Source organism: Serratia plymuthica (assembly GCF_018336935.1).
Taxonomy (GTDB): Bacteria; Pseudomonadota; Gammaproteobacteria; order Enterobacterales; family Enterobacteriaceae; genus Serratia; species Serratia plymuthica_B.
In genome coordinates this window covers 4,761,632-4,774,763 of record NZ_CP068771.1, presented here as the reverse complement: position 1 = coordinate 4,774,763, position 13,132 = coordinate 4,761,632, and the positions used below count along the sequence as shown (strand labels likewise).

General features: G+C 47.2%; 12 protein-coding genes. 1 reads left to right on the top strand and 11 read right to left on the bottom strand.

Annotated features, from left to right (window positions below; genetic code table 11):
* Positions 1-182: 182 nt before the first annotated feature.
* The 7 genes from JK621_RS22240 to JK621_RS22210 form a co-directional block, all read right to left on the bottom strand.
* Entirely contained in the window at positions 183-608 is a 426-nt protein-coding gene (locus tag JK621_RS22240; RefSeq protein WP_129258713.1) for a HigA family addiction module antitoxin, read from the bottom strand.
* A gap of 82 nt (positions 609-690) precedes the next feature.
* Positions 691-2,082 (bottom strand): P-type conjugative transfer protein TrbL, encoded by a 1,392-nt coding sequence (gene trbL / locus JK621_RS22235; RefSeq protein ID WP_179151217.1) that lies wholly within the window; start codon positions 2,080-2,082, stop codon positions 691-693.
* A gap of 187 nt (positions 2,083-2,269) precedes the next feature.
* Positions 2,270-3,064 (bottom strand): P-type conjugative transfer protein TrbJ, encoded by a 795-nt coding sequence (trbJ, locus tag JK621_RS22230; RefSeq protein ID WP_129258709.1) that lies wholly within the window; start codon positions 3,062-3,064, stop codon positions 2,270-2,272.
* An 81-nt stretch (positions 3,065-3,145) separates the two neighbouring features.
* Entirely contained in the window at positions 3,146-3,499 is a 354-nt protein-coding gene (gene traJ / locus JK621_RS22225; RefSeq protein ID WP_001588179.1) for a conjugal transfer transcriptional regulator TraJ, read from the bottom strand.
* Between the two features lie 665 nt (positions 3,500-4,164).
* Positions 4,165-4,947 (bottom strand): hypothetical protein, encoded by a 783-nt coding sequence (locus JK621_RS22220; RefSeq protein ID WP_050868168.1) that lies wholly within the window; start codon positions 4,945-4,947, stop codon positions 4,165-4,167.
* Entirely contained in the window at positions 4,934-5,776 is an 843-nt protein-coding gene (locus tag JK621_RS22215; RefSeq protein ID WP_431520349.1) for a helicase RepA family protein, read from the bottom strand. Before JK621_RS22215 ends, JK621_RS22220 begins: the two co-directional genes overlap by 14 nt.
* 20 nt (positions 5,777-5,796) lie before the next feature.
* Entirely contained in the window at positions 5,797-6,027 is a 231-nt protein-coding gene (locus JK621_RS22210; protein ID WP_023308174.1) for a helix-turn-helix transcriptional regulator, read from the bottom strand.
* Positions 6,028-6,104: 77 nt separating this feature from the next.
* Here JK621_RS22210 and JK621_RS22205 point away from each other — a divergent pair, with 77 nt between their 5' ends.
* On the top strand, positions 6,105-7,076 hold the full coding sequence (locus tag JK621_RS22205) for a hypothetical protein (protein WP_023308175.1): 972 nt from the start codon (positions 6,105-6,107) through the stop codon (positions 7,074-7,076).
* Positions 7,077-7,654: 578 nt separating this feature from the next.
* On the opposite strand, the gene JK621_RS22200 is transcribed toward JK621_RS22205, so the two are convergent.
* From JK621_RS22200 to guaB, 4 genes are all read right to left on the bottom strand, one after another.
* On the bottom strand, positions 7,655-8,284 hold the full coding sequence (locus tag JK621_RS22200; RefSeq protein WP_129258707.1) for a hypothetical protein: 630 nt from the start codon (positions 8,282-8,284) through the stop codon (positions 7,655-7,657).
* Positions 8,285-8,407: 123 nt separating this feature from the next.
* Positions 8,408-9,598, bottom strand: a complete 1,191-nt coding sequence (locus tag JK621_RS22195) for a tyrosine-type recombinase/integrase (RefSeq protein WP_089633363.1) — start codon at positions 9,596-9,598, stop codon at positions 8,408-8,410.
* Positions 9,599-9,904: 306 nt separating this feature from the next.
* Positions 9,905-11,482 carry a glutamine-hydrolyzing GMP synthase gene (gene guaA, locus JK621_RS22190; protein ID WP_212557674.1) on the bottom strand — a complete coding sequence of 526 codons (1,578 nt, stop codon included), beginning with the start codon at positions 11,480-11,482 and terminating at the stop codon, positions 9,905-9,907.
* 103 nt (positions 11,483-11,585) lie between these two features.
* On the bottom strand, positions 11,586-13,049 hold the full coding sequence (gene guaB, locus JK621_RS22185) for an IMP dehydrogenase (protein WP_212557673.1): 1,464 nt from the start codon (positions 13,047-13,049) through the stop codon (positions 11,586-11,588).
* Positions 13,050-13,132 lie beyond the last annotated feature (83 nt).

Here is a 13,132-nt window from a genome sequence, read left to right as displayed (position 1 = left end):
ACCCTAGAGACTAATCGATACATTTTTTAAAAAAAGCAGCTTCGTCACTAAAATGCTTGAAGATTATTTGCAGACCAGCGGTTTTGTCTCGATCTAGGTGGCGTTCAGAAAAAACACTAGAAAAAGTAAAATCTGCTTCTGAAAAGTTGAGGTTTAAGGTAATTGCGACTCGATACCTTACATCATTTCTCTTGATTGTATTGCATTTCCTGCAGGTTGCTCCAAAAATCCACATCGGTACCAAATATGGTAGCAAGAACGCGAGCCTCATCATCCGTAACACGACGCAAACCGCAGATAATATCGTCAACATCCTGTTTGCAAATACCCATAGCTTCCGCCAGTTCATCATGAGACATGTTCAGCGGTTTTAAAAATTCCTCTACCAGCATCTCTCCCACTGTCACAGGCCCGTCAGTATCTGCTTTTGTGTAGTATGCAAGAATCTCTGAACGCCCCTGCTCATACGTCAGCTCACCTGAAATAATACGTGCCTTAATGGACTCGTACAGTGGCGTACCACTGGGGTCCCTTCCTTCAAGTCTCAGGGAAGCCTCTGCTTTACGAAAGCCCTCATTGCGTAACCGTGAATCGGAAGTCTTGGACATAGTTTTTCCTTTGAGTTGCAGAAGTAAAGTTCGCTCAGTGGAAGCGTCAGCTCGCGCTCCCCCGTAAACTGATGCGCTTGATTCAAGAATTATTATTGCCGGATAAGCTATCTCCGGCAAAATCATCATGGTCGAGGTTATCCCGACGAGTAGCTGTTTGTTTACGTATCTGAGTCGCCAACTCCCCTCCAATTGTCCGTTGGACACGAGAAGCATCGCTACTTCGCTTCATTGTCTGGTATTCAGCAGTTCCGTTAGCCATACTGCTTCCCATATGGCTTGCCATGCGGCCAGCTCGTGAGAATGAAGCAAACCCCTGACTTCCTCCTCTGGCGCTACCTGAACAGCTCCCAGCAGACGAACCACCGGAATCGCCTGAGGGTTGGCCGCCAGAAGTATCTACGGAACCGGTATCTTCCCCGCCGCCAAATCCGCCACCGGAACCGCCTCCACCGCCTGAACCAGATTCTTCGGCCATGGCAGCTTGCGCAGACTCGAACGCTGCCTTTAATGCAGAGGCTCCACCGCTGGCTTGAGCTGATGCCCCCATTGCCATTGCTCCAGCACCGCTGATGGCAGTAGTGGCTGCGCCGGTAATCATACCCGCCCCAAATCCACCAATCCCTTGTAAAGAAGCCCCTCCTACAACACCTGATAACAACAGTGGTAGCTTATTCGTTAATACTAACAGGATAATTGACGCCAGAAGCAAAACGATAAGACTATTAAGATCAGGAACATCATCTTTAATAAGAGAAAAATATTGATCTATAAATGATTGTCCAACCCCAATAATTAATGTCATCGTGAATAATTGAATGCCAATCGATAAAACAGTTCGTAAGTAATTAATTGCTATATCAGAGGTCCATTTCGAACCACCAAACCCAAGTAATATAACTCCGGCATAGCATAACACCCATGCAGAAACCAACATGATTAGCATATTTATCGCTATAAGGGACATCACTACCAAAACGATTATCGCGACTGTTATCATAATGGTGGATATCATTGGCGACCAAATTGATGCGGCTGAACTGACCTTTGTTAATATCGCAAACGCCATATCAACTATGCTTGATGGAGAAATACCAGTACTTATTCCTAACGCGTTTGCTGCAAGTTGTCTCATTGAATTAATTATGGATTGCGATATGGATGGGCCGTTGATTAAAAGATAATAAAAAAAACCAACGACGGCAAAAAAGCGAACTATTTCAGCAAGTACGCCTGTCAACCCTTCCCCTTGCATCGCCATCATACCAAATGTCCAAACCATACTTATTAATACCAGCCCCCAGAAGAGCCAATTTGCATAGTCAGCAATTACTGTTGTCCATGTACTGGCTACTTGTTGAAACTTATCTAATAAAATATCAAGTAGCCCGCTACTATCTAATTGACCAGCATAGGCATTTATAGAAAAGAAAAGGATGATACCTAAAAAGGTGAGCTTACTTACTATTTTCATGATTACCATTCTCGTTTAGGGCTTGGATTGTTATTACTACGCAATGCACACTTATCGGATCTATGTGCATCAAATTTATTATCTGGCGTCGATGAGCAAACGTTATCGTTTTTTTCGCAAGAACATATAATCATTGAAATGATTAGAATAAAAACCATCATAATTGTATTTTTCATTCAGTTGTTCCTCACCAAATTCGCTTCGGGCTTGGTGTGTTCTGTCCAGCTAATACTTTCTCATCAGCAGCTATTTGTTGGGCTTCTTTATCGGCCTGAGCCTGTGCCAGTGTTGCCGCAGCGTTTTGTTGAGCTACCAGAAGCGAGCGGATTTGCAGTAACTGGTTTGTCTGTGCACTGGCAAGCTGGGTAGCGGCCTGAATAGCTTCCATTTGCCCTTGTGAGCCGGTTGCCTGAGTTTGCAAATCTGCAAGGTTATCAGCATCGCTCTGCAGGGTGTTCTGCTGTTCGTCAATTACCTTAAATAGCGCGTCATTGGCCTTTTTACGTGCCCCTGAACTGTTCTGTTCAGCTTCACGCAATGCGCTAATTTCAGACGAGGTACATTCAACATTGCTGTTAAAGCAAGGTGATGACCTGTAGTAGTTAACATCCTGATATCGTTTCAGGTACGCATCGAGACTCCCGGCCTGATTCTTGTAGTAATTAAGGGTATCCTGCACCTGCAACAATTTATTAATTGTTGAATTTGCCTGGTCCCAGATATAGGCCGCAGGTGCTACGGTGTTCTGCAGCATGTTTTCATACTGCTGCAGCTGCGTCTGGTACTGCTGGATTTGTTTAGCCACAGCCTGAACGTTGTTAACTGCGCTGATTGTGGTCTGAACCACATTAGTGCCATCAATAACGGGAATTCCGGCCTTCACCGGTAATGCCATGACGGACGCCACGAAAGGAACTATTAAACCTTTTTTAGCGGCTAAAATCCCTCTTTGTAATGAAACCACTTGGAAAATTAAATCCATTTGCTCACCTATTTTTCATCAGTTCAGTAATATTTAACACACTGTCTGTTAACAGACGCAGGTATATAGGAAACCACACATTTATTTATCCAAGATTTTATCCATAATGTTCCTTAGTTCTTGGCGAGTTGATTCTATTTTCGCAAGCAAGGTTCTTATCAGTGTGGGTGAAAAATCAACTGTTCGAGGATCATTTGCGAGCCATAATTTAAGTAATCCGCCAAGTCTTCCAAGATCAGCATTTACTCGGCTAAGTTCATTAACCTGTTTTATATCTACGATAGAATCAACCTGATAACCCATTGCAACTCTACGAACAAAACAGGCAACACTTAATCCAGATGCTTCTGCATTTTCTTGGATGAGAATTTTTTCTTCGGGTAAACAATAAACTTTTATTGGCGTACTATTTTTTCTAGTCTGAGTAACTTTCATATAGCTCTCCATACAGGCGGTAGCCTGGCAGCCTCGCAGAGCAGGACGCCCTTGAGCCGCGATGCGGCGAATAGGGAGTGGTAAAGTTGGAACACCGTAGCGGTGGGCCTACTTTACATGTCCTGCCCTCCTGTTGCCGTAGTATATCTGTGCACATCAATGTGTATTTCAGTGTACAGGATGTGTTTTCTTAGCGTATTAATATAGGATTACTCGGGTAAAGATCTGCAGCAAATGTGTTTCTTGCAAGGAAACTATATTTCTCCCTTTTGAAAATGACCTTTAGTAGTTATAAATGGGCGTCCACCAACTGTATTTATGTTTCGATATATTGTAAGAAATCTTTTATTTTCTCATGCACTTTTTTACTTACATTGTCAAAGCATGTGCATTGCAGATTTTAGCGGCTAAAATCTTCCTCCCTATGCCTAAAGCTAGGGGCGTACCTCATATGTCATAAAACCTACCTCAAGTGTCAATATACCAAACGAGTAAGTAATCTCTTCTTCTGGCGTACAACAATCGGCCTTTGGCCGATTCTAGATTTGAAAGCGCCTGCTCAGGCAGGTGATTTCAAAGACTGTAGTTCCTGAACGATCCTGTAAATACTGCTGAATAGTAAAAAATCGGGCCGCTGTAGCACGCTACCGGGCCGCTATAACACGCTATCGGGCCGTTGTGACACAATATCGGGCCGTTGTGACACGTTTTATCCTAGAACCGTTCAAATCAATTCCAATTTCCAGCAATTGCACGGAATCTTCTTTCAATCTCCGACGATAGTTACGTAAAGTCATATTACTCGTTCCTTCACCGCACACTGCTAATATCAACGTATCCATATACCACCCTCCTAAAGGATTATTCCTATGGGTTAAGACATGACGAGCGACTGCCTGGCTAATACCATGTTGTAGCCGAGCTATGGGGCCAGGATGATAATAAAATGGCAAATCTTTTTTGAGTAACATCGCTAATGCAACACCCAGACGGACACGCCATAAACGGCGTTCTCCCCCAGTCAAAGGATCTGGACGCGTCATAGGTGATGGCACTACATGATCGATCAGTCCCCCTATTATACAGTCGCCGCTTTTCTCCAGCTCTGGCGTTATAATTTCAACTGTTGCGACGCGCAGATCTAAAAGCAATTTCTGTATACGACCATAACTGTATTGTGCATCGGATAGCGTTCGGCGTACTTTCGCTGGATCTACTAATAATTCGATTCCACCATCAGAAATTTCACGACGTTGCTCGGCAACATATAATATTGTCTCTACGATATCGGCATGACGCTGTCCGAGCCGTCCGGTAACACGACAACGACCAAAACTAGTCTCCATCCATTGTCCCTTCACCTCCTTAGGACGCTGGCTTGGCTGGTACAGAATTACTCGGGCTTGCCAAGCTGTACTTGTGGGTGCCACTTTATTACCAGTTGTCATTGTCAGCACCACTCCAGGTAGATGTTCTTTCTTTAGTAAGCTTTTTATTATTCTTCGAGCTGAGCGCCGTTATTTTTAATACTCCCCCCTCATGTCTCTGTAACCAACGATCTGGCGCACGTTCTCCATAATTTACTTTATTTATTCCAAATCTAACAAATTGACCTCGAACATCATCAGAAATACCATACGTCTTCGCTTCCAAGGCGGTCATGCCCGCCAGATAAGATTGCCACCGTATATTATCAACCAGGACGCTACTACCCCTGCTTGCCTGCTGTATATCACCAACCCCCATCGTGGCAGCGCCTTTGTTTGAATGGTGTAGAAATATAATCGAACATCCAGTATCAGCAGCAATACCTTCTAGCTTTCCAATGACTTTGGACATTGCTGCGCTATTATTCTCATCCTCCTGGTGGAAACGGCGAAGAGTATCCAAAATTATTAAACGTCTACCTTTTGAAACTTCATTGATCAAGTTGCTCCAATCCGGCAAGAAAATATTTGGACACTTCCCTACCAAAGGTTCGACCAGTAGCTTATCAGCTACAATCTGCTGCTGACGTGCTGTTAGATATTTTCCCAAAGCATATAAACGATGGTGAACGATGGTTTCAGAGTCCTCCACAGGTAAATATGCCACCAACCCAGTCGGATATTCACCAAAGTTTAAAAGATCTACACCACAAGTAATCTGCACAGCCAATTGTAATGCCAGCATTGACTTTCCAGCACCTCCCGGAGAAACAATCGCTCCGATAGTACCAATAGCCAAATTAGGCAAGACGTAATCAATTGGTTGTGGCTTAGCTTCAAATGCTTCCATTATGTTCAATGACATTGCTGTTACCTACCTAAAACAACACCGGGTCTGGCCGCTTTAAACATTGCTGATTTACGATCCGCAATCCACTGTTCTACTTCGGATAACTGCCATGCAACATTTCGGCTAGTAAGTGCTATACGGCGAGGAAACTCGCCTCGCTGTTCAAGGTTATAAATAGTGCGGGCTGACAATGGGATCATTTCCAGAAGTGTTTTTCTGTTAATGAGCGTGCTATGTGCCTTTGTTTGCATCTGCCTTCCTCCTGTTTCCAATCAGGCCTATACAATGCCAAGCATTACCACTTGCTAAAACCTATTCATTGGCTAAAATGGTTGACATGAAAATTACTATCTGGGAAGGCTGTGACCTCACAGTTGCAGCTGCAATTAAATTATTTGTAGAGCGTAGTTATCCGTACTCCATATTTTCACGGAGGTATCCAATACTGCGTCTCATACAGGAAGTTATTGATCCAGCAGTAGCTGCTTATGTAAATTCCCTGCCACCAAGTCATAAAGACTACATTTCTGGAGTAAATCTAGGATTTAGTGATGTACTTAAAAAAGTGGGCTTAAACGTCGTAGTACAGGCACAAAGACTTCTTTTGCGTAATTTCGTTCTGACTTTAGATCAACAAACTTCTCTTGATAAATGCTTTACCGCTACGATTGAGTCTCTTATTGAATTAGTCAGTGAGTGCGCATCCAAGCGGCCGAAGAAATCCTCTCCTGCAAAAGGAGTAACTATAAATTCACAGCGTAAGCTCGGTTATTGCGAGTTCTGCGGTAATCTAACCGAATTTTCCAAGTTGATCAGTGAGATATCAGAATTTGTTGCTAACGATAATGAGTTCCCCGTTCATGAAAAACAGGTCCTTAGTCATCGATATTGTTCTGACCATAGGCCCAAACTCACCAATGGTCTATGGAATCCCAAATACAGACAAGGAAAGCGGTCTCTCGAACAGTTCAATAAAGAATTAATAAGGCTTAGACGGCAATGCGCTAAACCGCATAAAGCTAACGCAAACACAGGGGATATATTGATTGATACCTATTTTCATGAGTGGATGCAGGGTCAAACTTTAACCCCAGCAGATCTAGATAAACTTAGGAATATTGCCAGACGAATGGTTGACTCCAAATTCACTGATACTAAGAAAAAAATAATCATATTAAAACACCAAGGTTTTAACCAGTTTGAAACCGCACAGGTTTTAGAAAAAAATCACTACACAACTATGACAAAGCAGGCTGTGTCCAAGGCCTTAGCGTCTGTGAGGAAAGAATTTTATATTTAAAATAGTATATCCACGAGCTATTATGGTGGCAGTTTAAGTCTTAATACCATCCACTTTATTGAATTATAACCAGCCACTTACGAGTGGTTTTTCGCGATTACTCTGCTTCAAATTGATGATTTTGAAAATACAGTATTATAGTTTATTGTTTGTAGCGCAGCTGTAAGCGTTATGCAAAACGGATCACAGTGATACTACCTCACCAGTAAATCACTGAAGCCGATCTGTAATGACATAGAACGAATTGGTTTTATGGTTATGCAATGGCTCATCCCCTCACTTGTCCCTGACCATAAAAAGCATTCGCTTTCCTGAAAGCAAGTCTAAGCCAAGGGGCGTTTACAGTTGTCTTCTCTTGGCTCATTAGGTACTGGCTTAATTATTAGAATCATGTCGGTGGCATTTAAGTCCAAATATGCCCAAACTTTTAGCAGCTAAAATTCGTCTTCTCATGTAGGGTCAAGAAGCTTATGACTTAACCTATTGATTATGTGAATTACCTTGTGAGTATTACTCGTAGGATGGAATCTTCCAAAACTCTGACAATTCACTCTGAATGCATGGTAACAAAGAACAGTTTAAACCATGGTCTGTTCAGCGTTAAATTTCTCAAGATAGACTTCCATTTCGCGAGTCCACCTAGGGGTAGGTACCGAGGTGATCATTAGCCAAGGAAACCACCATACAAGCATGAAGAGTAACATAAGCGGTGCGATCATTTCGGCCGAAGAATGAGAAACTATATACATAATGAATAATATTAGTAGAACTGTGTTTACAATCTGACCTACCAGAAAAAGACGCCAGCGAAAACAATGCCATTTCCTGTTGAACACAATCCGTCCATCCCGTTCTTCGAGCCAGTTACGCCACGGCTTGAGATAACCAGCCCGCAACCCATAACGATCACACATTATTACAGCCAAATCCTGCAGCCGATAATTATACAAGCCTGTGAGCCGATAAAGGCTGCGCTGACGAAGCTCACGCTTTGCCAGACGGACCGAATTTTTATTCAAATATGGCTGTGTCAGCATTTGCTCTAGCCGGCGCTTCCTAAGATTGAGTAGTCCACGAAATACACTTCCAGATTCAGCATTAATTACTCTGTGACGAACTACACCGAGTGCAATATAGATACACAGCAATAGCCAGCCGGTCTTAGGGTATTGATTCATCCATTGTATAATTACAGACAACTCAGGCACTTTTATTTTTCCTTTTTATGCAATCCAGATAAAACCAGTAAAGATTCAGTAAATTTTAGCGGCTAAAATTGCTCTCCTGGCGTAGATAAAAGAAGTATATCCACTTAAATTACTGATTATTAACTACTTACTAGTCCATTCATCAATCATATTCGCCCAATCTTGTAGCATCTCGGCCCTCTGCTCACGATATTCAGCCTTGTTATAAACAGCTCGTACCCCCTTTTGTTCATGGGCAAGGCACTTCTCAATCCAGTCAGTATTGTACCCGGCCTCATGTAGCAAGGTGCTGGCAGTACGCCGTAAGTCATGGGGACCAAACTTAGGTAACAACTCCCCTTCTTTCTGAGCCAGACGATACGTCAGTGTCAAAACCCGGTTTAAAGTAGCGCTACTCATTGGCGCATCGGAATCGTACCGCGAAGGAAGGATAAAATCAGAGCTACCGGCAAAGGTTTTGAGAGCAATCATAATATCCATTGCCTGTCTGGAAAGAAAAACCAAATGTGGATTACGTCGTTTCATCCTCTCCTTTGGTATCGTCCATAATGCCTCACTAAAATTGATCTCGTTCCAGGTTGCGTTAGTAAGCTCACTTTTACGTACCATCGTTAACAGCAAAAGTTTAACCGCTGCTCTGATTGATGGCGTCGTTCCTACCCGTTCCATGTACCGATACATCAGACCAATTTCAACTGGCGTCAATGCCCTGTCACGAGGCTCAAATTTCGCTATGCTTGCAGGCCGTACCAGATCAGCGGGATTCTCAACCTTCTGACCGCGCTCAATAGCCCAGCGATAGACTTGCAATACAATCTCTCTGGCGTGCACAGCTGTCGCCGGTGCCCCTCTCTCGACAATGTTATCGGTTAATGCGCGTAAGTCTTCATGTGTAATCTCGGTCAATTTCTGCTGCGCAAATTTTGACTTCAACTCCCTTTGATATACCGAACGCCGCATATCACGCGTCGATTCAGCCATTTGATAACCGCGTAACCATTTCTCAGCCCATGCACCAAAAGTCTCCGCATCTTTGATACGAGCTTTATCTCTAGCTTTTTCCCTCGCAGGCGATCTTCCACTGGCAACCATTTTTTTAGCTTCATTGAGCCGTTCACGCGCTTCTGCAAGCGTGATCCCTCCAACACCATAGCGGCCAAAAGTAACGGTCTCCTGTCTTCCGTTTATTGAATAGTTATAACGAAATGAAATAGTTCCAGCCGGAGTGACCGCAACATACAGACCATCACGGTCATTAACTTTATAGAGTTTCTCCTTCGGCTTAAGGTGACGCAGCCTGGTGTCAGTCAACATGTTTTATTGTTTTCCTTTATCAAAAATACCATGTTGTAAAAAATTCAGAAAAGTTGTTTAACTATCTGTTTTTAATTGAGTTATAAAAAATAAATACCATAACTCAACCGAAATTTATCACATGGTACTTTTTCAAACCTGAATTCGAAACCAGAGAGTACCATCAAAAATTCCATTGAAAAAACCGTGCTTCCCGTTGCTAACAGCTGCCAGAAAGTGCCAGATACAAAAACAAAAAAGCCCGCAGTTACGCGGGCTTAGAGGTACTTTACTGCTTTTACGTGCAGGCTGTTGCCAGACGCGAAATCATTCCCACTCAATCGTAGCCGGTGGCTTGCCGCTGATGTCGTAAACTACGCGGGAAATGCCGTCCACTTCGTTGATGATGCGGTTGGAGACGCGGCCGAGGAAATCGTACGGCAGGTGCGCCCAATGCGCGGTCATAAAGTCGATGGTTTCCACTGCGCGCAGTGAAACAACCCAGTCGTATTTACGGCCGTCGCCCATCACGCCGACCGAACGCACCGGCAGGAATACGGTGAACGCCTGGCTGACCTTGTTGTACAGGTCGGCTTTATGCAGCTCTTCGATGAAGATGGCGTCGGCACGGCGCAGCAAGTCGCAGTACTCTTTCTTCACTTCGCCCAGCACGCGCACGCCCAGACCTGGCCCCGGGAACGGGTGGCGGTAGAGCATGTCGTACGGCAGGCCCAACTCCAGACCGATTTTGCGCACTTCGTCTTTGAACAGCTCTTTCAGCGGCTCGACCAGGCCCAGCTTCATCTCTTTCGGCAGGCCGCCCACGTTGTGGTGCGACTTGATCACGTGCGCTTTGCCGGTGGCGGAAGCGGCGGATTCGATCACGTCCGGATAGATGGTGCCTTGCGCCAGCCATTTCACTGCGTCTTGCTTGCAGGCTTCTTCGTCGAACACTTCAACGAAGACGCGGCCGATGATCTTGCGCTTGGCTTCAGGTTCGTCAACGCCGGCCAGCGCGCTCAGGAAGCGGTTTTCCGCCGCGACGTGCACGATGTTCAGGCCGAAGTGGTCGCCGAACATTTCCAGCACCTGGTCGGCTTCGTTCAGGCGCAGCAGGCCGTTGTCGACGAACACGCAGGTCAGGCGTTTGCCGATGGCGCGGTGCAGCAGCATGGCGGTAACGGAAGAATCCACGCCGCCGGACAGGCCGAGGATCACGTGATCTTCGCCCACTTGCTCGCGGATACGCTCAACCGCATCTTCAATGATGGTCGCAGGCGTCCACAGGGCTTCACACTGGCAGATATCCAGCACGAAACGCTCCAGCATGCGCTGGCCCTGACGGGTGTGGGTCACTTCCGGGTGGAACTGCACGCCGTAGAAGCGTTTTTCTTCGTTGGCCATAATGGCGAACGGGCAGGTATCGGTGCTGGCGACGGTCACGAAGTCCGAAGGAATGGCGGTCACTTTGTCGCCGTGGCTCATCCACACGTCCAGCAGCGGTTTGCCGGCAGAACTGAGGGCGTCTTCGATGCCGCGAACCAGCGCGCTGTCGGTGGTCACTTCCACCTGCGCATAGCCGAACTCGCGCTCGTTGGAACCCTGCACATGGCCGCCCAGCTGCATCGCCATGGTCTGCATGCCGTAGCATACGCCCAGTACCGGTACACCTGCGGTGAACACGTACTCTGGCGCACGCGGGCTGTTATGTTCGGTGGTGCTCTCCGGGCCGCCGGAAAGGATGATGCCGCTTGGATTGAATTCGCGGATTTGCTCTTCGCTAACGTCCCAGGCCCACAGCTCACAGTAAACGCCGATTTCGCGCACGCGGCGTGCTACCAGTTGGGTGTATTGCGAACCAAAATCCAGAATAAGGATGCGATGCTTATGGATATTATTTGTCATGTGAGGCGAATTCCAGCAACAGAGAAAAAGAGCGAAAAATAAGGTTTCGGGGCGAGGAGCCAAGCCCCCCACCCCGGCCTCTCCCGCAGGAGAGGGTCAAGCATTAACCCATGCGGTAGTTCGGTGACTCTTTGGTGATGGTCACGTCATGCACGTGGCTTTCCTGAATGCCGGCGCCGCTGATGCGCACAAATTCAGCCTTGGTGCGCAGCTCGTCGATGGTGGCGCAACCGGTCAGGCCCATGCAAGAGCGCAGACCGCCCATTTGCTGGTGCACGATCGCTTTCAGCATGCCTTTGTAAGCCACGCGGCCTTCGATACCTTCCGGCACCAGTTTGTCGGCGGCGTTATCGGTCTGGAAGTAACGGTCGGAAGAGCCTTTGGACATGGCGCCCAGCGAGCCCATACCACGGTAGGACTTGAACGAACGGCCCTGGTACAGCTCGATTTCGCCCGGCGATTCTTCGGTGCCCGCCAGCATGGAGCCGACCATCACGCAAGATGCGCCGGCCGCGATGGCTTTGGCGATGTCGCCGGAGAAGCGGATGCCGCCGTCGGCGATAACCGGAATGCCGGTGCCTTCCAGCGCTTCAACCGCGTCGGCGATAGCGGTGATCTGCGGTACGCCCACGCCGGTCACGATGCGGGTGGTACAGATGGAGCCAGGGCCGATACCCACTTTCACCGCGCTCACGCCGGCGTCTGCCAGCGCTTTGGCGCCGGAGGCCGTGGCGACGTTGCCGCCAACGATCTGCAGATCCGGGTATTTGGCGCGGGTTTCGCGAATGCGCTGCAATACGCCTTCGGAATGGCCGTGGGAGGAGTCGATCAGGAGTACGTCAACGCCTGCAGCGACCAACGCGTCAACGCGCTCTTCGTTGCCGGCACCGGCGCCAACCGCAGCGCCAACGCGCAGGCGGCCATGCTCGTCCTTACAGGCGTTTGGCTTGCGCTCCGCCTTCTGGAAGTCTTTTACGGTGATCATGCCCAGCAGATGGAAGTTGTCGTCCACCACCAGCGCTTTCTCAACGCGTTTTTCATGCATTCTTTGCAGCACGACTTCACGCGCTTCACCCTCTTTCACCGTGACCAGGCGCTCTTTCGGCGTCATCACGGCGGTAACAGGCTGGTTCAGATCGGTCACGAAGCGCACGTCACGGCCGGTGATGATACCGACCAGTTCGTTCTCTTCGGTCACTACCGGGTAGCCGGCAAAGCCGTTACGCGCGGTCAGTTCTTTCACTTCTTTCAGCGTGGTGGAGGGGGTTACGGATTGCGGGTCGGTCACTACGCCGCTTTCATGTTTTTTCACGCGGCGGACTTCTTCAGCCTGACGCTCGATAGACATGTTTTTGTGAATGAAGCCCAGGCCGCCTTCCTGCGCCAGCGCAATGGCCAGGCCAGCTTCGGTTACGGTATCCATGGCTGCGGACAGCATAGGGATATTCAGGTGGATAGTTTTGGTCAATTGGGTGCCGAGCTCAGCGGTATTAGGCAGAACCGTAGAGTGAGCTGGAACCAGGAGAACGTCGTCAAACGTTAGTGCTTCTTTCGCGATACGTAGCATGGGCAATATCTCACCAGAGTGGGCTGTGAAAAAGATAAAATATTGCCGCGGCATTATACAGAGCGTAATCGGTTGCCTCCAGC